Raw genomic sequence first — 25,176 nt, 5'->3', positions numbered from 1 at the left:
TGAATTTAATTCATTCACAGACCACCTCAGGTGGTATCGACTTCATCCACAATTATTTGTGCAATAGCTTTTGATGGATTACTATCGATATCTCCATAGTACTTGGAAATAAATTGTATTATATCCGGATCACACCCTGATATACTGTTGCATGATCTTAGTTTTCTAAGAGTTTTCTTAAGCTCATATTCATTATTTACCAATAGTGCTGGAGATTGGTGGTTATATGGTGTGTACTCAATCTTTCCCCCACTAATGTCTGTAACAATTAAATTGCAATTGGATAATAACGCTTCGAAGCCAGTAGAGGATTCCTTTACAATAGCAGTATCAGCTGCTATCAAAGACTCATGTAAGTCTGACCTCAAGATCGAATAATCCGATAACCCACAGTCACTTGCAATATCATTATAAACCCCAATGTTAGACTCGCTAGGGTGCACTTTTATTAATAAGTGACAGTCATCAATTCCAGTCATTGAGTTAATAATCGCTGTTGCTTCATTGATTCGATCTTTAGCACCATAATAGGTATTGAAAGACTGAGTGAGGTAAGTTACAACGTAAGTAGTTTGGTCGATTCCTAGTTCCTTTTTATATTTCCTTTTTATCTCGTCGTCACGCGCCAATTTATTTTGTAAAGTTTTGAATCTGGGGCTGCCCGTTTCTACTACTTTGTCTGGAGACATCCCATAGTCAATGAATCTCTGCCGAAGTACTTTACCTGGCACTAGTATTTTGTCTGCATTGCAACTACTATATTGGCTTGTAGGATTTCCCCAAGCTGCACCTCCTACGTAATTTATCGTCGGAATGTCATAATCACCACAAATGGAATTGATTGACTTTGCTTGACTTGTTGCATAATGTGGCATGACAACACACTTGGGTGAGTGTTTTGAAATAACTTCCCGGAATTGCTCTTCAATATTCAGCTCACTATATGAAAAGTACACTGTTTCTTTTATCCTCCGCGACAGAAGATCTTTAACCCCCTCTCCAAACATATTTGACATTCCCTCTGTGAAATCCCCAGTAGAGAATATACTCAGGTACTGCCAAAGTATGGTGTAATACCTAGCAGCCACGCTCAACACCGTAGATCCACAGGAATACTCGTTTAAGCTTCTTTGATTATCTTTCGGAAGTTTATCAGTCAAATAATTCGACCCGCCAGTTAATAGAAATAGATCCATCGAAAAGTCACTTGAAAGAATTTCGAATACAGGTTCCATCGTCCGCACCCATTTATCATTTTCAATATACATTGCAACATCTACATTCCTAAAGTTAGTTGATTGCCAGTCCCCGCTTTGAATGAGGTCAGAGAAAATCTTCAGCACATATATCAGAGGTATTATTTGAAACGGTGCGGAAATGTTAAACTCCGAACCCGACATGTCCCCGGTATTGAAGCAGTTGTTTCCAAGATTTTTTAATAACCTTTCCGAATTGTCCAACGTATTAGAGAAGCCCACGTCATTCTCCATACACGCCACCTCCGCAACACGCTCCCAGTCACCTATGGGTGAAAGAGTTATAATTTCGGAAGGGCATATTTCATCAATTATGGAATCAATAATCCCGTACATATATATTACCTTTGTTAATAACTCATCATGCGAACTCAAGAAGTTAGATGAGTTCGTATAGATGATATTTCTTAGCGGATTTGGAGTAATATTTGAGCGATGCCAATGCTGGAAAGCATTTGCTGCTAAATATGTGCATTCTCTCCAGGAATTATAATTATCAATAACTTTCGAATAATGAATTGTTTTATGCGGGCACCCCATCACTCGATTTAATTCGAGTATTACCGAATTGTCTGTTATCCAGTCATCAAGCTTATCTATCTGCCCCTCATTGGATAACAAAATTGTCCGAGTCATTTTACTTTAGTTGAATTATGACTGTATACCATATAACTCAGCATACTTCCCACCATCCTTAATCAGCTCTTTATGGGTTCCCATCTCAGTTATTTCACCAGATTCTACAGTATAGATACGGTCAGCATTATGCACAGTTGACAATCGATGGGCAATCACGAAGATCGTTCTTTCGTCATCAAGTTGTTCGATAGCTTCGTGAATCTGTTTTTCTAAATTTGAGTCTAAGTCACTAGTAGCTTCATCAAGAATCAATATTTCTGAATCAGAGACCAAAGCTCTTGCCAATGCAACCCTTTGCCTCTGTCCTCCAGAAAGTTTGACTCCATTATCGCCTAAGACAGTATCAAGCCCATTTGGAAGTTCATATAGAAATTCATCTACTTGAGAAATCCTCATAACTTTTTCCAATCTTGTTTGGTATACCTCTTTTCCCAAAGTAATATTAAATCTTAGAGATTCATTAAATATATACGGACTTTGTCTCACCATCGATAATTTATCGCGCCAATCACGAACATCAAATTCACTAATTGGAATGCTATTTGCAGTTATCACACCTGTATCTGGACTATACATTCGTGCTAATAGAGATACAATAGTTGATTTACCAGCACCAGACGGACCAACAAAAGCAACAAATTCACCTCGCTCAACTTCAAATGACATATCACTAATTACTCTTTCTTCCTCCGAATATGAAAACGAGACATCTTGGTATATTATTCTATTTATTAAGTTTGGTACAGAGGATGAGCTGGTCCGTTCCTCTTGATGTTTACCAATCCGATCCACAAACTGTTGTGTTCGTACTAAATGTGGTAGGTCACCTTCAATTTGGTATAATTTTGTGTTCAGATTGCTTACACGAGGTGCTAGCCGAAACATAGCAAATAAAAATACACCTAAGGCCCCTATCGATAACGAGAGAACACTTATTGCGAGATACAGTAAGCCAAATAGCATAATAGCTGTTAATAGTTGATAGAGACTTTGAATCCCAGCTTGATTACGTTCTAGATCAATGCTTGAGTTAGTATATGAAATAACAGATTTTTGGAATTTGTTGAATATGTCCTGCGAAACACCATACAGCTTCACATCGCGAATCCCTTGAGTCCCAGCTTGTGTGTGTTGCTGGATCTTTTCATTCGCAATGGCGACCCGGTCACCAACCGTATAGCCTGGTTCAATCACATACCGAACTATAACTGTAATACCTCCGAGAAATACCGCGGCTAATAGCATCAAAATAGGTGCTACAATTAATGCAACTGCGGCATACATCACACTCAGCAATATTTGCTGAAACAGTTCCACAACCCAACGTATTACCCGACCAGCGTAGCGTGTCTGTGTGATAATTGCATTGAGGATCTCGTCAGATCCTTTCTCGTCGTAATATGCTATCTTAGCATCAAGCGCTAAATCAAACGCCTGAATTTTAAAATCTTGTTCATACCCCTTGCTCAGACTAATGGCTAACCACTTGGCAACAAAAGTAGAAGAATATCGTATTATCATCACCACCACCAACCCAATAATCAAATTTTCTAATGTAAATGGGACACCCAATGTAGAATATATCTGAAAGAACAACCCAGAGATGCCCTCTGCCTGTTGAATCTGACCCTTACTTGCTTGGGCTGCTTCAATAACTGGCAATAAGAAGGTCAGTCCGACTGCTTCCAACAGAGTAGCAAAGAAACTAAAAACAATAATGAATAACGTATATGCCGGCCGGTAACTGGCGACATTTTGAAGTGCGTGGTACTTCTGTTTTAGAGAGATCTCGTCACCATCCATTTTGAGCTATATTTGTATGAGAGAGTTTGTCGTTTATACTTGGCGTTCCACCAATTCTTGAACTGTATCTTTTACTCCTCAGGAGTTTGTATCTCCTAATTGACAAGGCGGCTTGCAATCGACTGTTAGTTCTATAAATAGGTTGTACTATATTTCACCGCTCCCACCTTACCCATTCTACTGTGTTTGGGCAGAGGCCCGTAATCCGAACTTTAGAATCGCTCGCTATAGTAGACACTAGAAGTAATTGCTCACTTTAGGAACAGAGAGTTTGTCGAGAGCGGTGTCAATCGCTGTTGTTAGCTCGTCGAGAGAGTCAAAGAATCGGTTGCTAAGTGCCTTTTGCAGCTGTCTCCAGCATTCTTCGACCGGATTCAACTCCGGTGAATACGAGGGTAACGTCACGAAGGTGAGGTCGTCACGGGCCGCTAGGTCCGTGACGGCCGACGCCTGAAAATACGGCGCTCCGTCCAGCACGACGATCAGATCATCTTCGAATTCTTTGCATAATGCTAAAATGAAATGTTTCGCGTGTTCGGCCGTGACGTACTCGGTAAATCGAGAGAAGAAGCGATCACCGTCCTCGGTGATCGCGCCCAACAGACACGTCCAATCACGTTGGCCAGACAGTTCGACCGAGGGCCGCGTGCCGCGTGGTTTCCACGCGGCACGCGGCTCAACTTGCACGGATTTCTTGGTTTGGTCGATACAGACTACGGTGGCGTCCATTTCCCGCCGCTTTTTTTGAGCTCGTCGTGGAACGCTTCTTGCTCGTCTTCGTCGGCTTCGGCGGCTTTTCGGCGTGGTTTCTGGTAGCTCAATCCCGCTTCTTTCAGCAACCGCCGACAACTCGGGATTGAATACTCAACGCCGTACGTTTCTTCGAGATACTCTTGGGCAAGCGCCGGCGTCCACGCCGGCGCGTCGATCCCGACCTCTTCAGGTGGTTTGTGAACGGTTTCTTCGAATTTTTCTTGCTGTGATTCTGAGAGTTTACGTTTTCTTCCAGTTCGTTTATCGTCAGAAACGGCTTGCTCAAGCGACTCGTCGGTGTCGAGTCGCTTGAGCCAGCTGTAGATAGTCCGTCGCTGAACATCGTACCACTCGGCTAGCTCGGTCTGAGTTACACCGTTCTTGTACGCGATGGCTGCTAAGAGCCGTTGTGTCGGCTTCTTTCCGTCTACGTTGTCGAGAGCGTCTTGCAATTCCTCGACGGAGATCTCGTCGAGATGTTCCACTATCTCTTACAACAGTCTCTGAGCAAAAAGTTCTAACGATTACTATAGGCGTCGATTCTCTCATGCATTTCGTCGCGTCGACTGTTGGTCTCGTCGAACGACACAGAGTCGATGTCTGCCGTCGCCATCCGTTCAGACACCCCGTTCGGAAGCGACCACAAGCTCGCCAGTCGAGACACACCGTTTCAGGGCGCGTCGCCTGTAGTGGCGCCCCACGGTCAGGACACGCGGGCGCAGGGAACGCAGTCTTGTCGTCGTGCTGTTTGTCGAAACCAAACGCGAAGGTTCGTCACTTGGACATCAGAATCTGAGACGCACATTATTGTGCCCCCACCCCCTGGTGGGGCACAAATCCCCCTCACAGACCGACCGAGCAGTCGTGTAGGTGCGACTGTGATGCCATCAGCAACGATCCCGGGGAACGTGACTAGTGGGTGCATGATCGCCCCCTGGATGCGGCGCCACCACGGTCGTGGCTGTGCGCGAAGTGGAACGAGTACAAAGCGGAGGGTGTTTTGGACCTACATACCAATTTCATACCGGCTACAGCTCTTAGTGAGCCTTCGACCTCACATCGTTCCGTATCGGCACTACCCGGACGCCCGGGAGCCTGACGCTGGGAGACGCTTCCTAGACACGCACCTGAAGTTCGTCTCGATACCGCCGCACCGTCGGCACACTCACGTCCGCGACCTCCGCTAAGTCCGCCTGCGAAAACGACCGAGACCAAACCTCCCCAGCCGCTACCAGCACCGCGCCCGCCGCCACCGCCGCGGGCATCGACCCGGTCGTCTCGGGCGTCCCGTCCTGCTCAAGCAACGCAGCCGCCTGCTGCTCCACTGCCCCAGAAAAGTCCAACGCCGACCAAAACCGCGGCAAGAACCGCGACGGAGCGAGCGGTGGAGCGGGCAACCCGAGTTCGCGATTCAACACGCCGTAGGCGTTCCGCAGCGTCGACTTGTCGACTCGAGCGACTGCCGCGATATCGGCGAGGGTTTGTGGCCGACCATCACATCGGCACGTCGCGTACACACTCCCGGCCGCCATCGATTCGATCGACCGACCACACAGGAGATTCTCACCTTGTGCCGTCGAGAAAAGTCGGCACGCCCGGTCACGGAATCCAGTGTCGAAGCCAAGCGCGCTCGTCATCCGTTTGATATCGGTTAAGCCGTGCATCTCATTCCGCTCCGCCTTGCTTCGATGTTGCGCACGCGAGTGCTCGCGCCGAAGCCGGTGCAGCTGTCGCCGCTTCTTCGCCGAGAGCAGCCGCCCACGTGCGTCCTTCTGATACCCGATTTCGGTGGAGAGGCCTCTGTCGTGTCGTGCGGGCGTGCGGGGAGCCCCCGTCCGTTCCCGAGTCGGTCGTCACGGTCCGCGAAGTTCCGCCACTCCGGGCCAGTGTCCACCCCGTTCGAGGCAAGCACGAGCCCGCAGTCGTCACACACCGTTTCGGCCACATTCATCGTCACCCGGCCGTCGCACTCGGGACAGGTGTTCGCTGTCGTCTGGTGGGTCGATTCATCGTACCGTCGTTCATACACATCAACACGCATTCGAGGTCACGAGGCACGCCGTCCAGCGCCCCTCGCCCGACAGGGGCCGATAAAACGCCCCGCGGTCGCCGTTAGCGGTCTGGGAGCGGCTTCCGCCCCGAGAATAACACTCCCAGCACGGGAACCCACCCGAGAGCTCGGCACAGTCACACCACTCTGGAAGCTCCTCGGCGGGCTCGGATTCATCCTGAGGTAGTGCCCGCGAGCCACCGTCGGTCACCGGCTGTCTGGAGGCGGACTGCGTAGCCGCATCAAGAACCGGTTTGCGAATCGCCACGGCGAGTCGGTGCTTGCAGGCCGGAGCGTACGTCCGATCTGCCGGACAGGTGCACCGCGTTGGGATGCCATCGCGAATGGAGACGAGATACTCGTGGTCGTCGGGGTTGGTGTAGCTCCCGTTGCGCACGAGTACTCCCTCCTCGAGCACGGTGAAGGAGAACGCCTCGTACTGGGCGCGTTTCAGGAATTGATTCGACACCTCAAGGTGGGTAAGTACATGGCTGGCACGTCACTCGGGTACTCTGAGGAGCAACTCGCCCGCCGGGGCGCATACAAACCACCCGTGCAGGCCAATGCTGTGAACAGGGTGCAATACCGTATTTGAAGGGGCGCGTTTATTCCGGCCAAGCCTTGTTCGTCTCATCCATTACTGCACAGGTGGAGAACCCGTCGACACCGTCTCCGAGACAGGAGGACCCAAACAGTATGAGCAGGGTGTCATCTCAAGGACAGCACCCCACAGAGGCCATACATCCCAAAACTCTGTGACAAACCCGGTAGAGTTTACCACCGTCGCCCACAGCAGGAGGACAATGCCGAAGTCGTGGCGACATCGACTCACCGCCATCGTCGGCCTGCTTGCCGTCCTGTTCGTCCTCATGGTCGGCTACGGGGTGCTCACCCCAGCGCCCACACTGGGCGCGTACCCAACGGAGAACGACCCAGCGACGAACTATAATGCGTACGTTGACGAGCACGTGCAGGTCGCCGGCACGGTCATCGAAACCGACCCAGTCGTCATCGCCGCCGAGTACGACCAGTACACCCAAGGCACCCGAAGAAAAGGCACCATCGAACTCACCATCACCAATATCGATGAGCCAGTTGAACGCGGTCAGTTCGTCCAGGTGTATGGAACTGCTACCGGAGACCGAGCCATCATCGCCGCGAACGTCGTGGTCGTCCCGGCAGGGAACTTCCGCTACATGTACATCGTCTCAGCGCTCGCTGGCCTGTGGGTACTCGGGCGTTTGGTTCGTGGCTGGCGCATTGACTGGGAGACGGGCGCAGTGACTCGCCGAAAAGACCCACTCACCATCGAGACGATTACAACCCGGTTCATCGCGGAGGCCGACTAATGCCGGACCTGCTCTCACACGCCCTCATCGCGTTCGCTCTCTGTACCCTCCTTCGACTCGCTACGACTGGCTCACGTCCCAGTACGTCACCGTGGGGATGGCCGGCGCGTTCATCCCCGATATGGCGAAGATCGACCTCCTCATCGATGGAAACACAATCGCGGCCGCGCTCGGAGTGCCGTTCAGCTGGTTCGGTATCCACACGCTCGGTGGATCCCTCATCGCAGTCCTCATCGGAGTAGTCGCTGTAGCTACCTCTGAACGCCGCCGCGTGGCCGCGTTGCTCTCGCTCGGGGCGGGCACTCATCTTCTCGCAGATGCGATGCTCGTGAAGGCCTCCGGCCAGTCCTATGCGCTCTTCTGGCCCTTGACCCAGTATCACCCTCCGACTCCGGGGCTCTATCTCAGTACCGACCTCTGGCCCAGTCTGGTAACGGCAGGGCTCGCGATGGGGGCGTGGCTCGCGGTTCGTCGGGCCACTGCATCCACGAAATAATCCTCATTGAGCCTCCCTCGTGTAGATAAACGGAGGGATTCTGCGTCCTCAGACCCTTCTGAATCGGCAGGCAAGGATTTATTAGTCAATCTTCCAACTACTTCTCGCATGGGGGAGACATACTGTCCGACCTGCGAAGATACTCGACGAACGTTCAGCGACAAGCCCTGGTTGGGGGCGGTCTGTCTGGAGTGCGGCTCCTCACTCACCAGTTGAGATACCGCGGCTATACTACCCCCGGTTCCACCTGAACACCTCCCAAGCCACAGAGAGCCCCGGCATCCCATCGTGTCGCCAGAGCACGAGCGCCGCGACCAGAAGCACCCCCTCGAACAGCACCAGGGCAGTCACCTCCAACTGCGCAACGAACGAAGTCACTCCGGAGTGCTGCTGTGCTGGCACCCCTAACAGCGGCCAGACGAGATATCGGAGTTCGAAGAGCTCGCCTTCGAGGAGGATGCCCACGCCGTCGGCGGCGAGATGCGAGAGCCAGCCGACGGCGAACGCGAGCGGGGCGGGGCCGTAGCGCCGCGCGAGCAGCACACAGCCGAGTGCGACCGGGCCGGCGACGAGCAGCGTGTGCGCGAGCGTCCGGCCGTACGGGAGTACCGCGGTGTACCACGCCAGCGGCTTGTCGACGAGATCGGGGAACTGCGTGCCGACGGCGAGCGCGATGGCGGGCCACGCCTCTGGCACGCGGCCACGGGCGCGGGAGAGAAGCGAGTAGCAGAGATAGCCGACGGCGAGGTGGCCGAACGGTAACACGGGTGGGGGTTCGCGCGGAGCGGAAAAGGGCTATCGCTTCCGTCGCGCGAGGAGGGCGCTCCCGGCGAGTGCGGTGAGTGCGGCCCCGAGCCCGAAGCCGGGCTGGGCCGACTCCGTCGGGGTCTCGGTGGGCGTCGGCGACGGGGCCGGCGTGACGATGTCGTCGTCGGTCGGCGTGGGAGAGGCCGACGGTGTGGGCGTCGCCTGCCCCTCGTCGGGGGTCGGCGTCGCGGTCGGCTCCGGTGTGGCCGTCGGCGGGGTGGTCGGTTCGGCTGTCGAGCGGTTCGGCGTGGGCGAGGTCGCCGTCTCGGTGGGCGTCACCGTCGGTGTGGGGGTGGAGGTGGCTGGCGTCGTCGAGGTCCCGCTGGAGGGGCTGCCGTCCGGCGAACTGCTGTCCGTCTCGGTCGGTGTCGGCGTGGGGTCGGTCACCCGCATCGACTGGCCGTCGTTCACGCCGAGGAACTCGCTCTCGCCGAACGCGGTCGAGCCGCCGCGGACGGTCGCGTACACCTCGTAGTCGCCGGTCGGCAGCGACTCGAGGCTCGTCGTCGCCGTGTACGTCCCGGCGGCCGTCTCCTCGGCGCGGACGCGGACGCGGTCGTCGCCGTCCGTGACGACGAACTCCACGAACTCCGCGCTGGGACCCCGCTGTTTCGTGACGTCCGCGCGCAGCTCGACGGCGTCGCCTTTCGAGACGGTGTCCGGGGCGGTCACGTCGACGGTATACCCCCGAACGAGCAGCGGATGGATGGCGAGGTAGGTCCCGTCCTGTACGACGGTGACGAGGTAGGTCCCCGCCGTGTAGTCGGTGAGCTCGAACTCCGCGGTCCCGGACGCCGACAGGCGCTTTTGGGCGACGATCTGCTCGTCCGCGTTGTAGATGTAGACGCGGAACGGGTCACTGGAGTCGACGGTCACGTCGGCGACGATTGTCTCGCCGGGGGCGGCGGTGCGGAGGGCGCTCGTCCGATACTGTTCGTTCTCGAAGTTGAGCGTCTGTTGCGGGATGGGCTGGCTCTCGCGGACGGAGAGGGTCGCGCTCTGCGCGCCGAACGCCACTCCCCCCGTGGCGGCGACGAGCAGCAGTGCGAGACAGCACGCGACGAGTCGGGCGGTCATCGTACACGTATTCGCCAATCGCGGCAAAAGTGTTGGGACTCTGGAGTATCTATCGACGTTCAGATGAACGTGAAGTATTATATGCTTGGTAAATAGTTTTGAAATAGAATGTCATCACCTACATCTGAGGGACGCCGTTCCGTCGAAGCGGCCGTTATGGTGACGCTGTTGCTGCTCGCCCCGTTCGCCGGTGTCGCGGGCGGCGCAGCTACGACGGCACCACCCCCGAGCGGGCAAGTAGTTTCGCTGTCGAACGACGTGTCGCTGTGGGAGCGCGCCGCGTTCCCGCTCCGGGTCGATCAGTCGGGGGCGGCGACGACGATCCCGAACGCCGGAATCCAGGTCGACCCGCCGAACGAGGCACCCATCGACCTCAACTACAACACGCTCGGCGTGTTCAGCCCTGGCCAGTCGACGACCATCGAGCTGGAAGAACGGACCGGCGCAGAGGCGCTCCCGAACGAGAACATCGACCTCGTCGCGGTGAAGGTCACGGGGACGCAAAGCGAGTTCGAGGCGGCACTCGACGACTTCTCCGTCTCGAAGCTCAACGACGTCGGGAGCTTCGAGCACGTCAGCGAAGTGACGACTGACGCGAACGGGTACGCCTCCTTCGGCTACACGTTCAGCACGTCGGGCCAGTACGTCTTCCTCGCGGCGACGGAGTCGGGCGGTGAGGGGTTCACGGTCTCGAACGGTGACCTCTCCGTCGACGGCTCGGCCACCATCGTCGGCGTCGACCAGGCGAGCGTGCAGACCACGGCCTCGTCGGTCACGCCCTCGGCGACCAGCGTCGCACCGGGGAGCAGCGTGACGTTCACCGCGAACAGCAACCTCGGGTCGGGCGCGACGGACCACATGGTCGTGCTCTACGACGAGACGACGTTCCAGAACCAGGGGTTCACCTTCTCCTATACGAACGACCTGCCGGACACGCTCGATTTCCAGCAGGACGCCACGCTCACGACGACCATCGCCGAGGTCGACGGTATCTCGCGCGTGGTCGGCTCCCCATCGTTCCAGGGGGCGACGCTCACGAGCGGCCAGACGTCCGGCCCGGTCTCCATCGTCGCGCTCGCCGACGAACTCCGGAACAGCGTCGCTGACGGACAGTTCGTGCCCGCCGTGCAGTCGTCGTCCTCGACGACGCTCTTCGCATCGGCGACGGCCGTCGAAGGCCAGAGCACCGAGGACATCACCGTCGAGACGACGAGCGCGATGTCGGAAGGCACCTACCGGTATCTCCACGTCGCCGAACAGGGTTCCGAGGTGTCCACCTCCACGGGGACCATCACCCTCGAGACCTCGACGGGTGGTGGCGACTTGCCGCCGCCGGCCGGCGGTGACGATGACGACAGCGGCAGTAACCCGGACCCGCTCCCACCGACAGAGCCGACGCAGCCGCCCGCACAGGGGGCTGACGTGACGGTGACGAAGACCACGACGGGCGTCTCGGTGACCGTGAAGACCGTCAAGCGCGGTCGGACCATCACCATCGAGACGAACACCGCGAGCGGGTCTGCGGACATCACTCTCGACGGGATGACCATCACGCCCACGTCGAACGCGAGTTTCGACATGACTGTCGAGGCCAGCGACACCCTCCCGCCGGGCACCCCGCCGCTCGACAAGGGCCAGGGGAAGGCGGCCGGCTACCTCAACATCACCCACACGCAGAGCGACGAGGAGATCGGTGAGGTGACGTTCACCTTCCGCGTGAAGAAGTCGACGCTCGACGCACAGGGTATCGCCCCCCGACAGGCGGCACTCTACCGGTTCCACGACGGCGAGTGGCAGGAGCTCCGGACGACCCTCACGGGTGAGGACTCGGAGTACTACACCTTCCAGGCGACGTCACCCGGCCTGTCCGTCTTCGCCGTCGGCCAGTCCGAATCGCAGGCCGAGATCACCTCGACCTCGCTGACGAAGTCGACGGTCGAACCCGGTGAGACGTTCAGTGCCCGTGCGACCGTCGAGAACCAGGGGACGAACGACGTGACGTTCCTCGCGAACCTCACCGTCAACGGTGAGCGGGTCGACCAGCGCGAGATCGAGGTGCCGAGCGGGGAGACCCGCCAGGTCTCGTTCACGCAGTCGTTCGACGAGCCGGGGACCTACGACATCGGTATCAGCGGCACCAGCGTCGGGACGGTGACCGTCGAACAGCAGTCGACGCCGGAGCCGACGCCCGAACCCACGCCGGAGCCGACGCCCGAACCCACGCCGGAGCCGGAACCGCCGACGGACACCCCGGACGGTGACGGCGGTGGCTTCTCGCTGCTGTTCGGGCTCGGTCTCCTCGTGCTGCTCGGCCTCATCGCCGGTGGGGTCTACTACTACCGCGAGCAGCAGTAACCGAACCCATAGTTTCTTCTTTGCGGACACGAACCGCCCGACAGTGTCCACTCCCGTCGTCACCTGTGACGCCGTCCGCCGCACCTATCGGCGAGGCCGCGGTGCCCCCACCGTCGTCGCACTCGATGAGGTGTCCCTGGCCATCGATGCCGGCGAGCTGGTCGGTATCACGGGGGCGAGCGGGAGCGGGAAATCGACGTTACTCCACCTCCTCGCGGGGCTCGACACGCCCGACTCCGGGCGAGTCACTATCGCGGGCCACGACGTCGGAGCACGCTCCGAACGGGCTCGCGCACGCATCCGGCTCGACCACGTCGGCATCGTCTTCCAGCGGTTCCACCTCCTGCCGGCGCTCTCCGCCCGGGCGAACGTGGCGCTCCCGCTCGTCGAGCAGGGCGTCCCGAAGGCCGAGCGCCGCGAGCGCGCGACGGCGCTGCTCGACCGCGTCGGCCTCGGCGACCGGACGGACCACCGACCGGGCGAGCTCTCGGGCGGGGAGCAACAGCGGGTGGCCATCGCCCGCGCGCTCGCGACCGAGCCGGAGCTCCTCATCGCGGACGAGCCGACGGGGGAACTCGACTCCGAGACGGGCGCACGCGTCATCGACCTCCTGGGTGAGCTGGCGAGCGACCGGGCCGTCGTCGTCGCCTCGCACGACGACGCGGTCGTCGCGGCCGCCGACCGCGTGCTCGAACTCCGCGACGGGAGGCGCACGGATGGGTAGACTCGCCCGGCTCCGTGGCCTCCTCGGTCTCGGTGTCCGTCGGACGGTCGGCCGCCTGCGCGGGTCGGAATCGACGCAGACCGCACTATCCGTCGTGGGCGTGGCCGTCGCCATCGCGCTCATGCTGACGGTGACGGGTGTCGGCCTCGGCCTCGCGACCGGCGACACGGTCGCGGGAAGCGCGACGGACTACTGGATCCTCCCCTCGGAGTCGGCCTCCAGCGTCGTCACCGGCGTGGAGGGGCAGCGGCTCGGCCAGGTCCACCGCGTGACGACCCGCATCGAGAACATCGAGGGCGTCACGCACGCGACGCCCGTGCTCGTGTCGGTCGTGCGCGCGAACGCGACGGGGGCGAGTGTGCAGGCGAGTGGGAACGCGACCGAGGACGCCTACCTGCTCGCGCTCGGCGTCATCCCCCCGGAGAGCGGCGCGCCGGTCGTCGGTATCCCCACGGGAGGACTCACCCCCGGCGACCCCGGTTACGAGGGCGCGCCGACGAACGAGGTCGTGCTCTCGGAGGGGGCGGCCGAGACGCTCGGTGTGGACCGAGGGGCCGGGCTTCGGTTTGCCCCCCGAGCGAACCGCTCGTTCCGTGTCACGGCCGTCGAACAGCCCCGCTCTGCCGGGCTCGGGCAGCTCCCCGTCGCCGTCGTCCACCTCAGCGAACTCCAGACGCTGACGGGCGCGAGCGGTGACAGCGCGGACCGTATCCTCGTCGACGCCGAGCCCCCCGCCACCGCCGCGGACTTCGAGGGGATCTACCCGAACTCCCGGGTGCTCACCCGCGAGGAGCGCGTCCGCGAGCAGGTCACCTCCTCGCAGCTCTCGCTGGCGATGGGGGTCGCCTCGCTGCTCATCGCCGTCGTCATCGGTTGTCTGTTCGTCGCGACGACGATGGGGCTCGAACTCGCCGCGGACAGCGAGACCCGCGCCGTGCTCGCGGCGGTCGGGTTCACGCCGCTGAGCCGAACCGTCGTCGTCGCCACGCAGACGCTCGTCGTCTGTGCGCTCGGAGGGGTTCTCGGCGTCGGCCTCTGGGTCGGCACCTCGCTGCTCATCAACGCCGTGGCGGACGCGACGCTCGGCGCGGGCGGTATCGCCTCCCTCTCCCCGCTGCTCGCGGGCTACGGGCTCGCCGTCGCCCTCGCCATCGGTCTGCTCACGGTACCCTACTTGCTTCTCGTCTCACGGGGGAGCGCCTCGGAGGTGCTGGCCCCGTGACGCGGCTCCGGGCGTTCGTCGGGCTCGCCGTCGCCCAGCTCCGGCACCACCGCCGCCAGGCGCTGTACGCCGTCGTCGGCGTCGCACTGGCGGTCCTCCTCGTCACCCTCCTCGTCGGGATGGGCTACGGCCTGTTCACGACAGGAGGTGAGGCCATCTCGTGGATCGACCGCGACCTCTGGATCTCCGGGGGGACGCTCGCGCTGACGCCCGGCGTCGGCGGCGTCGAGAACCCGATCCACGAGGCACACGAGGTGGCCGCCGACATCGAGTCACGCCCCGCGGTGACGGACGCCCAGGCGCTCGCCTTCCAGGCCGTCTACGTCAGCACCAACAAATCGGAGTTCGACTCGGTCGTGGGGGTGGGGGTGAGCGAGGGCAACGACTCGAAAATCCTCGTCGACGGCCCGGGGCTCGCCCCGGGTGACCCCCGCTACGCCAACGGCAGTTACGACGGGCCGATGACCCACCGGGTCATCGTCAGCCGCGAGGTCGCGGAGCGGTACGACGTGGGTGTGAACGACACCCTCTACATCGGGGGGACGCTCGCGGCCGCCCGCCGGAACCCCTTCCGTGTCGTAGGTGTCTCGGGCTCGTTCTCGACGTTCCTCGGGTCGCCGACGGTAGCGATGCCCCTCGCGGAACTCCAGACCGTCTCGGGGACGACCGGCACGGACCCGGCCGCCCTCATCGCGGTGAACGTCGAGTCGAGCGCGAACCCGGACGCCGTCGCGGCGAACATCGAACGGGCCCACCCGGAACTCGACGCGCGGACGAACGAGGAGCAGGTGCGCGCCATCGTCGGCGGGCAGGCCGCGGTCGTCGCGGGGGCCATCACGATGGTCGTCCTCGCCGTCGTCACGGGGTTCATCCTCGTGGTGAACGTGCTCGCCCTGCTCGTCTACCAGCAGCGCGAGGAGCTGGCGGCGGTGAAGGCCGCGGGCGTCCGTGGCCGGTCGCTCGTCGCGATGGTCGTCGCACAGGGCGTCTGGCTCGGCCTCGCGGGTGCGGTGCTCGGGCTCGGGCTCACCCCGTTCGCGGTCGAGCTGGTGAACGGCGTCGCCGCGGATCTCTCGGGGTTCCCGAACCTCATCAAGACGCCGTGGTGGGTGTACGGACTGGGCGGTGGTATCGCGGTCGGAATGGGGGCACTCGGCTCGCTCGTCGCCGGGTGGCGCGTGGCACGGCTCTCACCCGTGTCGGTGTTGCGATGAGGGGGGCCCGATGAGCTACCGTCGCGCACTCTGTACGCGCTTCTCTCGGCGCGACAAGCTCGCCGTCCTCACCGTCGGCCTGGCCGTCGCGTTCCTCACGGGCACCACGCTCGTCGTCTTCGCCGTCGGGGGCCAGACCGCGAGCATCGCGGCCGAACTGGACTCGGTGGGCGCGGCCGACGGCTACGACTCGGTCGCCGCCGCGGAGGCCGCCGCGACCCCGGACGACCTCGTCCTCCCGTACGCCGAGCGACCGGAAGCCGGCGCGAGCCCGCTCGCCGTCGCCGTCCCGACCAATGCCACGGTCGCCGGACAGGCCGTCGAACCGCTGTTCCCCGACGCGTGGGCCGTCGTTCCGCCCGGCAGCCTCGACGCGCCCGACGGCGCGCTCGTCCTCGGGCCGGGCGAGACGGTCCCTGACGAAGGGGTTCCGCTCCGGGGTGCCCTCGCCTTCTTCCTCGCGGGGACGGGCGACCTGCTCGCCGTCCTCGGAGTCGTCGCGGTGCTGGCCGCGCTCCTCGTGGGCGTGGTCGTCTTCAGCGTCACGCGCACGACGGTCCGCGCCCGCACCACCGCGATCCGGGTCATCCGGTCGACTGGCGCGACGCCGGGACAGGTCCGTCGGCTGTTCCTCGCCCGAACGGGTCTCGTCGTCGGGTTCGCCGTCCTCCTCGGCTACGGCCTCGGGGTCGTCCTGACGAACACGGTCGTCACGGTCGCGGTGATGGCCGGCCTCCCCACCTCGCTCGCCACGCGCGTCACCGGCGAGGTCGCGCGAGTGCTGGTCGTCCTCTACGGCGGTCTCGTCGGGGTCTCCCTGCTCGCGGCCTTCGTCGCCGTCTGGCCCGCGTCCCGGCGCGCACCCGCGCGACTCTCCGGGGAGGCCTCGGCCGGGTCCTCGAACGGCTCCGCCCGCTCGTGGCTCACCCCCTCGCTTCTCGACTCCCGGACGGTCGTCCCCACGGCCGCGACGTTGACGGCGTTCATCGCGTTCGTCTTCCTCCTCGCGGGCGTCGCAAGCGTCGCGGCCCCGGTCGCCAGCACCGACACGGCGACGGTAACGGAACCGGGGGCGACCCACCCAATCGCCAGCCAGGTCCCCGCCGACTACGCCGCGGTCCTCGAATCGCGCGGCGTCGATGCTAGCGCCGAAATCCTCCTGTTCGCGGTCCGCGACGGCCAGGCGTTTCCGGCGAGGGGCGCGAACTTCTCCGCCTTCGCCGAGCTCTCGGATGCGACGCTCACGGCGGGTCGTCCCCCCACAGCCCCCGACGAGGCCGTCATCGGGGCGGGGCTCGCGGACACCCTCGGTGTCGAGACCGGCGAGACGGTCCTCCTCGGGGGGAGCACCCACGCGGGGGTCACCCGCGTCACCGTCGTCGGCACCTTCACGGCGGCCGGCTCAACGGACGACCAGCTGGTCGTTCCCCTCGCAACGGCTCGCCACCTCCACCAGATGCGCGCCGACCGGGTCCAGTTCATCCGTGCGGCTCGGCTCCCCGAGGTCTCCGGCACGTCCGGCGACGTGACCGTCGCGAACCTCGACGCACCAGACACCGTCGCCGTCGGCACCGAGTTCCGGGCTCGTGTAACCCTCCGGAACGAGGGGCTCTCCCGGGTCGAGCACACGGTCGAGGTTCGGTTCGGCGACACCGTGGAGTCCGTGACTGCGACGGTCCCGGCCGGGGGGACCCGGACCGCAACGGTGCGGTTCACCCCGGAGGAAACGGGCGAGACGACCCTCTCTGCGGGCGAGGAGACGCGACCCGTCTCCGTCCTCGACCGGGACGCCATTCGGCTCGTCGAGGTGCCCAGAGAGATACCGACGAACGGCGACCCCCTCCTGCGCGTCGTCGACGCGGGCGGAACCCCCGTAGCGGGGGTCCAGGTACACGCACGGAACCGAACCGCGGTGACGAACGCGAACGGCTACGCCCGACTGCAGTTCTCGGAGCCGGGCTCCGTCACCGTCACCGCGACCCGGGGTAACCGGACGACCAGCGTCGAAACGACGGTCGCTCCGGGCGCGAGCCGCGACCTCGACGCGACGGTCAGCGTCTCCCCGTCGCGGCCGAGTCTCGTCACCCGCCCGACGCTCTCGCTCCGCGTTCGGAACCCCTGGAACGAGACGGTAACCCGAACGCTCACGGTCGAGACGCCGAGCGCGGCCTTCGAGCGACGGGTCACGCTGACGGCGGGGAACCGAACCATCATCGAGCACACGCTCGCCCGGCAATCTCCGGGGCGTTACGATATCACGGTCAGCAGTGACGGGGAGGCCGTCGCCGCGACCACGTACACCGTCACCGGTGACGAACGACTGGTCGCCGCACTCGCCGTCGGGGGGCGCAGTGGCACCACGGGCATCGGGCAGGCCGTCGCCGTCGCCTTCGGGAACCTCGAACTCGCGGTCGCCGCGCTGCTGCTGCTCGGCGGCCTGATGGCCGTCGGCGGCACGGCGTCGACGTTCTCCGGGGCGATTCAGGGCCGGCGGCGCACCATCGGTGTCCACCGTGCGGTCGGTGCCGGGCCCCTTGCGGTCGCCCGGCTGGTGCTCGCCGACGCGCTCCGCATCGGGCTCGCCGCGAGCCTGCTCGCCGTCGTCGGGGGGACGCTCGCGCTCCTCGCGTTCGACGCGCTCGGCCTGCTCACCGTCTACGGGGTGCAGATACAGCCGTACCCCTCACCTCCCCTCATCCTCGCCACCGTCGCCGGGGCGCTCGCGGTCACGCTCGCGGGTGCTGGCGTGGCGCTCGCCCGTCTGCTCCGCGCGCCACCGGCGGCGCTGCTCGGAGGTGCGTCGGATGCGTAAGCGCATCGGCGTCCTCGCCGTCCTCGCAGTGTTCACCGTGGGGCTGGCACTCCGAACCGCCTACCTCTACTGGAGCCCGCTGCCCGCGACGCTCGATGGGTTCCGGTACGCCCGGCTCGCGGCCGAGGTCTCCCCGTCGCTCACCGCGACGGACATTCAGTCGGACGAACTCGTGACGACGCTCCTGCTCACCGCGGCGGGGCAGGTCACCGGGGTCCGAACCCTCACGCTCGCCCAGCCGTTCGTCGCGGTCGCGGGGGCTGCGACGGGGCTCACCGGAATGGCGCTCGCCGCCCGGACGGCCCCTCGACTCGGCGTCGACCGCCGAGCCGCTGCGCTCCTGACCGGGTTCACGCTCACCGTCTCGGGGATGGTCCTCCGGCGGACGGGGGTTCCGGACGAGGAGCTGTTCGCCATCCTCCTGTTGCCCGTGTTCCTCCTCGCCGCCGCACAGGCGTTCCGGACGCGCCGGCGCGCGTGGCTCGCCGTGCTGGTGCTGCTGGCACTGGCGTATCCGCCACTTCATAACCTCAGCAGCCTCATCGCCGTCGTCTCGCTCGCCGCGCTGGCGACGTGGGCGCTCGTCCGCGACCCACGCCCGCGGGCCGCGGCCCTCCCGCTCGCGAGCAGCCTCGGCTTCGCCGCGTACTTCGCGGGCTACTACACCGTCGCGGAGCGTGTCGGCCTCGAACTCACGTACTCCGGGCTGGTGCGGGAGTACCCCGGCGCGCTGCTCGCGTGGGTCTGCCTGCTCGTCGTGCTCGTCACGTGGTTCGTCGGCACGGGTCACACGGGGCGACGGCTGGCGCTCGGGGCTGCGATGGGGTCGCTGTTCCTCGTCGCCGCGGTGAACCTCGTGGTACCCGTATTCCCCGGCACGACCGAGACCCCGCCCGTCGTCTTCGGCCTCGTCGCGCTGTTCGTCGTTCCCGTCGGGCTCGCCGTGTGGGGCGGCGGGTCGATCGGCCGTACCGGCGCGTTGCTCGCCGCGGTCGCCGGCCCACTCGCAGTCGTCTGGTTCGCACTCACGACCTCGCCGGGAATCCAGTTCTTCGGGACGGTCATCCGCGCCCAGACGTTCGCACATCCGGGCGTGTTCGCGCTCGCGGCGCTCGTGGCGCTCCGGGTCCGGACCCGATGGCGCACGGTCGCCGTGGTCGCGCTCGTCCTCGCGGCCGTCGCCTCGGTGCCGTTCGCGTACATCCACCTCGACACCGGGACGGCCCCGAAGACGGTCCAGCCGACGGAGTTCGCGGCCATCTCCTTCGCCACCGACCACACGGACCGCTACGTCGCGGACCACCGACTCTCGCGCCCCGGCCCGCTCTACTACGCCGCGGGGAACGCCAGCGTGAACTCCGCCCGCGAGTGGCTCCGGGGCGGGCCCCCACCCGACTGCCCCACGCTGCTCGTGCGCTCGTGGGTCACGCAGGGGGCGCATTTCTACCCACTGCCGGCCGAGACGCTCGACGCGGGGCGGTACAACCGCTTCCGCGCGGGCAACGACCTCGTCTACTCGTCGGGCGGGACCCCTGCGGCTGCCGTCGTCGCGCCGGGTGATTGTGAGCCGACAGCTACGTAAGGGACCACCACACAGAGGGGGTATGGCAACGGCTCGGCGGGAACGGTTCGTCCGCGCGCAGGTGGCGTGGGCCGTGGCGATGGTCCTCGCGCTCGCCCTGCTCGATGCGTTCTCGAAGGAGCTGTTCTTCGTGACGACGCTCATCGGCTTTCTCGTCGTCACCGAACTCACCGCCCCGTTCGCCGTGACGCCGCGGTGGCGCTCTCGGCTGAAGTGGCTCATCGGGCTCGGCCTGCTCGTCTTCGGCTACATCGTCATCCGGCGCATCCTCCAGATCCTCCCGCCGGGGGTGTTCTGAGTGCGCATCGAGTATCCACGCGTCCTGCTCGGGGCGCTCGTCTGCGCCGTGCTCGTCGGGGTCGTCGTCGCCGGCTTCACCTCCGGGACGGCGTTCGGTGCGTACAACCCCGCGTGGGACGGCGCGAGCGAGCTCCGCGCGGTCGCCGAGTCGGAGGGTGCGGAGCCGCAGATACTCCTCAACACCTCGGCATACGCCCTCACGGGCGACGATACGGTCGCACTCGTCCTCTCCCCCGAGACGGGCTACAACGAGAGCGAACGCGCCCGGATTCGGGGGTTCGTCCGGCGCGGCGGCACCCTCGTCGTGGCCGAGGACTTCGGCCCGCACGGGAGCGCCCTCCTCCGGTCGGTCGGCGCGACGGCGCGCGTGAACGGTACGCTGCTGCGCGACGAGCGCACCCACTACCGGGCCCCAGAACTCCCGCTCGCGGAGCCGGTCGACGAGCCGATGAATCGCTCGCTTGTCGAGCCGTACACCGAGGGCGTCGACGAGCTCACGCTGAACTACGGCACGGCCGTCGAGCCCGGCAACGCCACTGTCGTCGCCCGCGCGTCCGGCTTCGCCTACCTCGACGCGAACGCGAACGGCCAGCCCGACGACGCCGAACCGCTGCGTGCGTATCCCGTCGTCACCGCCGAATCCGTCGGCGAGGGGCGGGTCATCGTCGTGAGCGACCCCTCGCTGTTCATCAACGCGATGCTGGATCGGGAGGGGAACCGCGCGTTCGCCGGGAACGTGCTGGCCGCGGACCGGGTGCTCCTCGACTACTCGCACGCCGGGAGCCAGCCGCCGTTCGCGGCGCTGTTGCTCCGCGTCCGGGCTAACGCACTCCTGCAGGCCGGGGTCGTGGCGCTGCTCGTCGGGGCCGTGGTCGGTGCGGGCCGACTGAGGTCGATCCCCGCTCGTGTCGTGCGGCTGACGACAGGTGTATGGGGGATGCGCCCCCAGAGGGGGACAGATGACTGACCCGGCAACGCTGTACGAGTCCGTCCGGGCGGAGGCCTCGACCGTCCTCATCGGCAACGCAGAGCCGCTCGAACGACTCACCATCTCGCTTCTGACGGGCGGCCACGTCCTGCTCGAGGGGGTCCCCGGTATCGCCAAGACGACCCTCGCGAACGTGTTCGCCCGCACCACGGGCCTCGACTTCCGCCGCATCCAGATGACGCCCGATATCCTCCCCGCGGATATCACGGGCACGTACGTCTACCGCGAACAGATGGGTGAGTTCGAACTCCGCAAGGGCCCGGTGTTCGCCAACGTCGTCGTCGCCGACGAGATCAACCGCGCGACGCCGAAGGCGCAGTCCGCGCTCCTGGAGGCGATGCAGGAACGCCGCGTCACCGTGGAGGGCGACACTCTCGAGCTTCCCGACCCGTTCCTCGTCGTCGCGACGCAGAACCCCATCGAGATGGAGGGGACCTTCGAACTCCCCGAAGCCCAGCGCGACCGCTTCCAGTTCAAGCTCACCATCGACCTCCCCGAGCGCGAGCAGGAACGCCAGCTGTTCGACCGGTTCAACGACCGCCCGGACCTCGACGCGGAGACCGTCGAGCGGGTCACGACCCCGGACGAGATCAGCGAGGCCCGCGAGGCCGTCAGTGAGGTCTACGTCGCCGAGAAGCTCCGGGAGTACGTCCTCGATATCGTCGCGGCGACACGCGACGCACCCCTGGTCCAACACGGGGCCTCCCCGCGGGCGACGCTCGCGTTCCTCAACGCCGGGAAGGCCCGGGCGGCTATCCGCGGCCGGAACTACGTCATCCCGGACGACGTGAAGGCGCTCGCGCCGGCGATCCTCCGGCACCGGCTCATCCTCTCCGCGGACGCGACGCTCTCGGACGTCTCGGCCGACGAGATCATCGAGGACATCCTCGACGACGTGACGCCGCCGGGCGCTGACGAGCTCTCACCGGCACCAGCGGACGACTGAGTCAGGCATCGGCTCTCAGGTGTCGACTCTCAGGTGTCGAAGCGAACAGTCACCGCGAACTCGGCGTCTTCTGCCTCCGAGAGCTCCACCTCGACGGGCTCGTCCAGCCCCACCGCGAACCCCACACCGATGAGCGATGCGGGCGGCGTGTCGAACCCCTCGTCGAACGCGCTGCCGGAGACGGCGAACGTCGCCCGTCCCGCGGCGAGGTCGGTCTCCACGCGGTCGGCCAGCTCGAACCCCTCGGTGAGGGCGTCGGCGAGCTGGTCGGCGATGGTGCGCGGCTCGTCGGCGATCCCCCCGGTGAACGTGGACTCGACGGCATCGAACAGCGTCGCGCCCGTCGGGACGAGCGTCCGGCCCCGGGTCTCCGCGGTGGCGACGAGCGGGTCCGTGATGGCGTCGGCGGCGGGCACCGGCGCGTCGGCGTGTTGCGGGATGAACAGCCGCGCGGGCTGCTCGCCGTCGGTGGGGACGTACGTCCGGGTGGTGGAGAGCCCGAGCGCCGCGGAGAGCTCGGACTCGCTCGTCGCGTAGGCGGCGTAGACGCGCTCCGCGGCCGACGCAGGCACGAACCGCTCGGGAGTGAGATACAGCGTGAGGACGCCGCCGAAGGCGCCGACGGCAGCGAGCGCGAACAGTACGTCCGCGGCGGCGGGGAAGATGAACGCCGCGAGCGCGGCGACGCCGCCGACCACGAACAAGCCCAGTGCGCTCTTCCGGTACCGGCTCCGCTGGGCCGTCGCGTACTGCTCTCGCAGGCGATCGTTCTCGGCTTCGAGCGCGTCGATACGGGCCTGCAGGAGTTCCGCGTCCGGCTCCCCGTCCAGGGGCTCCTCCGGGTCGGCTTCCGCGTCGTCCGGCCGCCTTCCGTTCGTCGCGCTCACGCCGGCTCACCTCCCTCTCCCCCAGCGAGCCCGAGCCGGACGCGCTCGTACCGGTGGAACGCATAGGCGACGAACGCGACCCCGCCGACCAGCGCCGCACCGACGGGAAGCAGGTCCCTCGTCTGCGTCGCGGTCCAGACTCCCGTGGCGAGCACGCCGGTGAGGAGGGCCGTCAGGCCGACGAGTCGGCCGGTGGCGTGGTCCGCCGTCGCGGGGCCGACGAGGACGACGAGCAGGAGCGACTGGACGACGGCGAGCGGGAGAATGCCGGGCGACGGGAGCGCCGCGAGCGCGAGCCCCTGTCCGAGCGCGTACGCGGCGGGCGCGGGGAGGAACGACCCGAGAAGGACGAGCGCTCCCCCGGCGAGTACCCCGCGGCCGCCGCCCAGCGCGACGAACGCGAGCGCGGTCGCGAGCAGTCCTGCCGCCCCGAGCGGGGTCGGCCGCAGTGCGTCTCGGATCGTGGAACGGGTGGGACGGGACATATCAGCTGGTGGGTGCGGCGGCGAGCACGCGGTCGAGGCGGTCGCCGGGCCCGACCTCGAAGGCGGTGACGCCCGGCAGCCGGGCGAGTTCGCGACGGAACTCCTCGAACGCGACGTACTCACGGTAGGTCTCGTCGGGGTCGGTCTCGGGGGCGAACAGCACGCGCGGGAGGAGGAAGACGGCCACGCCGTCGTCGCCGCGGGCCGCGAGCCGGGCGGCCTCCCGAACCTGCGCGCGGTCCCCGTCGTCGGTGATGATGACGGTCCATGTGGAGCCGGGGACGCGAGTCTGGGCGCTCCGGATGGCGTCGAACAGCGGGTCCGCGCCGAGCCGCTCGACGTAGGCCGTGGAGTCCGTGAGGAACGGCCGGAGCCGGGCCGCGAAGGCGTCGTCACCGTCGAGGGCGCGCTGGAGCGCGCGGGCCTCGTCGGGCCGGCCGACGGCATCGGTGGCCATCCGGCCCGCCGTCGGCTCCAGCTCCCGGATGTGCGTCCGGAGTCGGTCGTAGTGCTCCGTCGTGGTCCCGGGGGGCATGCGGACGGTCAGCCCCTCGTCGCCGACGGCGTAGAGCCCGAGCGGGTCGTCCGCGGCGCTCGTGGCGTTCGCGAGGCCGAGCGCGACCTCCGTCGCGTACGCGAGCATCGTCTCGCCGGCGGGGCCCACGTCGAGCCGCCCCCGGTGGTCGACGACGAGCAGGGTCTGGCGGTCCGTCTCGATGTCGAACTCGCGGACGTACGGCGCACCGAGCCGCGCGGTCGCCTTCCAGTCGATGCGGTCGGCGGGATCTCCGGCGACGTACTCCCGGAGTTCGCTCGGGTCGAGCCCCGTCCCCTGACGCCCGGTCGTGTGGACGCCGTAGGCGGCGATGCGTTCCCCGCCCTCGCCGACGTGGAGCTCGCGGGGGGCGGCCGGCTCGACGGTGAGCGTCGGTGTCGTCCCGCGTTCGAGTTCCTCGTAATAGTTCCCCTCCCGAAGCGTCACGGTCGGCTCGGGAACCTCGAACCGGCCGGCGACGGTGAGCCGCGCCGTGAAGTGCGTCTCGGCCGCGGTCTCACCGGCGGCGAGCGTCAGGTGACGGTCGCCGTCCTCGAGTCTCGCGGGAAGCGGGAGCGCGGCACGAACGTCGACCGGAGCCGGGAGCGGGGCCGCGGCCTCGACGCGGAGCGTCCATCCGATGGGGTGGTCGACCAGCACGCGGTCGCGGTCCGCGACCAGCGAGACCGACAGTGCGTCGTCCGTTCGGGCGAACCGACGGCCAGCGAGGAGCTGTGTCGAGAGGAGCCACGCGCCGATACCCGCCGTCCCCACCAGTAGCTCCGGCCGGGAGAGGACGACGCCGGCAACGGCGAGTGCGCCCCCGAGCGTTGCCGTTTGCCAGTAGTGGCGCGTGACGTACACGCCGGAACTCCTGCGTGGAACGTGTTGAATGT

General features: G+C 64.2%; 19 protein-coding genes and 2 pseudogenes. 11 read left to right on the top strand and 10 right to left on the bottom strand.

All coding sequences use genetic code 11. From position 1 onward, the window contains the following. Nucleotides 1-26 precede the first annotated feature (26 nt). The 5 genes and pseudogenes from ACQUQR_RS10095 to ACQUQR_RS10075 all read right to left on the bottom strand — a co-directional run bounded on the left by ACQUQR_RS10095 (nucleotide 27) and on the right by ACQUQR_RS10075 (nucleotide 6,970). Nucleotides 27-1,892 carry a hypothetical protein gene (locus tag ACQUQR_RS10095; protein ID WP_435196352.1) on the bottom strand — a complete coding sequence of 622 codons (1,866 nt, stop codon included), beginning with the start codon at nucleotides 1,890-1,892 and terminating at the stop codon, nucleotides 27-29. A 15-nt stretch (nucleotides 1,893-1,907) separates the two neighbouring features. Beyond that, complete coding sequence (locus tag ACQUQR_RS10090; RefSeq protein ID WP_435196351.1) at nucleotides 1,908-3,698, bottom strand: ABC transporter ATP-binding protein; 1,791 nt, start codon at nucleotides 3,696-3,698, stop codon at nucleotides 1,908-1,910. Nucleotides 3,699-3,935: 237 nt separating this feature from the next. After that, nucleotides 3,936-4,936, bottom strand: a protein-coding gene (locus tag ACQUQR_RS10085) for an IS630 family transposase (RefSeq protein WP_435196349.1) whose coding sequence is annotated in 2 segments (ribosomal slippage) — nucleotides 3,936-4,444 and nucleotides 4,444-4,936 — 1,002 coding nt in all. Because the reading frame shifts where the segments join, the coding sequence is not laid out codon by codon here. A gap of 630 nt (nucleotides 4,937-5,566) precedes the next feature. Beyond that, nucleotides 5,567-6,492 (bottom strand): annotated as a pseudogene (locus ACQUQR_RS10080) (transcription initiation factor IIB). Then, nucleotides 6,482-6,970 (bottom strand): SWIM zinc finger family protein, encoded by a 489-nt coding sequence (locus ACQUQR_RS10075; RefSeq protein WP_435196347.1) that lies wholly within the window; start codon nucleotides 6,968-6,970, stop codon nucleotides 6,482-6,484. The pseudogene ACQUQR_RS10080 and the gene ACQUQR_RS10075 overlap by 11 nt, the downstream one beginning before the upstream one ends. A gap of 334 nt (nucleotides 6,971-7,304) precedes the next feature. Between ACQUQR_RS10075 and ACQUQR_RS10070 the strand changes: the two genes are divergently transcribed. Both ACQUQR_RS10070 and ACQUQR_RS10065 read left to right on the top strand, forming a co-directional pair. Then, nucleotides 7,305-7,850, top strand: coding sequence for a hypothetical protein (locus ACQUQR_RS10070; RefSeq protein ID WP_435196346.1), 546 nt, complete (start codon nucleotides 7,305-7,307; stop codon nucleotides 7,848-7,850). Next, nucleotides 7,850-8,346, top strand: a pseudogene (locus ACQUQR_RS10065) (metal-dependent hydrolase). The gene ACQUQR_RS10070 and the pseudogene ACQUQR_RS10065 overlap by 1 nt, the downstream one beginning before the upstream one ends. 231 nt (nucleotides 8,347-8,577) lie before the next feature. On the opposite strand, the gene ACQUQR_RS10060 reads toward ACQUQR_RS10065, so the two are convergent. Together ACQUQR_RS10060 and ACQUQR_RS10055 are read right to left on the bottom strand one after the other, a co-directional pair. Further along, the gene (locus ACQUQR_RS10060; RefSeq protein ID WP_435196345.1) at nucleotides 8,578-9,111 is read right to left on the bottom strand and encodes a metal-dependent hydrolase; all 534 of its coding nucleotides are present in this window, start codon (nucleotides 9,109-9,111) and stop codon (nucleotides 8,578-8,580) included. A gap of 30 nt (nucleotides 9,112-9,141) precedes the next feature. Next, nucleotides 9,142-10,230 carry a PGF-CTERM sorting domain-containing protein gene (locus ACQUQR_RS10055; RefSeq protein ID WP_435196344.1) on the bottom strand — a complete coding sequence of 363 codons (1,089 nt, stop codon included), beginning with the start codon at nucleotides 10,228-10,230 and terminating at the stop codon, nucleotides 9,142-9,144. A gap of 108 nt (nucleotides 10,231-10,338) precedes the next feature. Here ACQUQR_RS10055 and ACQUQR_RS10050 point away from each other — a divergent pair, with 108 nt between their 5' ends. From ACQUQR_RS10050 to ACQUQR_RS10010, 9 genes are read left to right on the top strand one after another with little or no spacing between them, the layout of a single operon-like run. Further along, entirely contained in the window at nucleotides 10,339-12,585 is a 2,247-nt protein-coding gene (locus ACQUQR_RS10050) for a PGF-pre-PGF domain-containing protein (RefSeq protein WP_435196343.1), read from the top strand. Nucleotides 12,586-12,628: 43 nt separating this feature from the next. After that, complete coding sequence (locus ACQUQR_RS10045; RefSeq protein WP_435196342.1) at nucleotides 12,629-13,309, top strand: ABC transporter ATP-binding protein; 681 nt, start codon at nucleotides 12,629-12,631, stop codon at nucleotides 13,307-13,309. Beyond that, a complete protein-coding gene (locus ACQUQR_RS10040) occupies nucleotides 13,302-14,531 on the top strand; it encodes an ABC transporter permease (RefSeq protein WP_435196340.1) in 1,230 nt (409 codons plus the stop codon). The genes ACQUQR_RS10045 and ACQUQR_RS10040 overlap by 8 nt, the downstream gene beginning before the upstream one ends. After that, nucleotides 14,528-15,745: an ABC transporter permease gene (locus tag ACQUQR_RS10035; protein ID WP_435196339.1), complete on the top strand. Its 1,218-nt coding sequence runs from the start codon at nucleotides 14,528-14,530 to the stop codon at nucleotides 15,743-15,745. Before ACQUQR_RS10040 ends, ACQUQR_RS10035 begins: the two co-directional genes overlap by 4 nt. Before the next feature lie 10 nt (nucleotides 15,746-15,755). After that, nucleotides 15,756-18,557 carry an FtsX-like permease family protein gene (locus ACQUQR_RS10030; protein ID WP_435196338.1) on the top strand — a complete coding sequence of 934 codons (2,802 nt, stop codon included), beginning with the start codon at nucleotides 15,756-15,758 and terminating at the stop codon, nucleotides 18,555-18,557. Continuing rightward, the gene (locus ACQUQR_RS10025; RefSeq protein ID WP_435196337.1) at nucleotides 18,550-20,139 is read left to right on the top strand and encodes a sodium:phosphate symporter; all 1,590 of its coding nucleotides are present in this window, start codon (nucleotides 18,550-18,552) and stop codon (nucleotides 20,137-20,139) included. The genes ACQUQR_RS10030 and ACQUQR_RS10025 overlap by 8 nt, the downstream gene beginning before the upstream one ends. 22 nt (nucleotides 20,140-20,161) lie before the next feature. Continuing rightward, nucleotides 20,162-20,437 (top strand): hypothetical protein, encoded by a 276-nt coding sequence (locus tag ACQUQR_RS10020; protein WP_435196336.1) that lies wholly within the window; start codon nucleotides 20,162-20,164, stop codon nucleotides 20,435-20,437. Then, on the top strand, nucleotides 20,438-21,406 hold the full coding sequence (locus ACQUQR_RS10015; protein WP_435196335.1) for a DUF4350 domain-containing protein: 969 nt from the start codon (nucleotides 20,438-20,440) through the stop codon (nucleotides 21,404-21,406). After that, entirely contained in the window at nucleotides 21,399-22,373 is a 975-nt protein-coding gene (locus tag ACQUQR_RS10010) for an AAA family ATPase (RefSeq protein ID WP_435196334.1), read from the top strand. Before ACQUQR_RS10015 ends, ACQUQR_RS10010 begins: the two co-directional genes overlap by 8 nt. Before the next feature lie 29 nt (nucleotides 22,374-22,402). On the opposite strand, the gene ACQUQR_RS10005 is transcribed toward ACQUQR_RS10010, so the two are convergent. From ACQUQR_RS10005 to ACQUQR_RS09995, 3 genes are read right to left on the bottom strand one after another with little or no spacing between them, the layout of a single operon-like run. Further along, nucleotides 22,403-23,260, bottom strand: a complete 858-nt coding sequence (locus ACQUQR_RS10005) for a hypothetical protein (RefSeq protein ID WP_435196333.1) — start codon at nucleotides 23,258-23,260, stop codon at nucleotides 22,403-22,405. Further along, entirely contained in the window at nucleotides 23,257-23,745 is a 489-nt protein-coding gene (locus tag ACQUQR_RS10000) for a hypothetical protein (RefSeq protein WP_435196332.1), read from the bottom strand. Before ACQUQR_RS10000 ends, ACQUQR_RS10005 begins: the two co-directional genes overlap by 4 nt. Nucleotide 23,746: 1 nt before the next feature. Then, nucleotides 23,747-25,144 carry a DUF58 domain-containing protein gene (locus tag ACQUQR_RS09995; RefSeq protein ID WP_435196331.1) on the bottom strand — a complete coding sequence of 466 codons (1,398 nt, stop codon included), beginning with the start codon at nucleotides 25,142-25,144 and terminating at the stop codon, nucleotides 23,747-23,749. Nucleotides 25,145-25,176 lie beyond the last annotated feature (32 nt).

The sequence above is a fragment of the Natronomonas sp. EA1 genome, assembly GCF_051195035.1.
In the GTDB taxonomy this organism is placed as follows: domain Archaea; phylum Halobacteriota; class Halobacteria; order Halobacteriales; family Haloarculaceae; genus JBNTJV01.
This window is presented reverse-complemented; position numbering and strand designations above follow the sequence as displayed.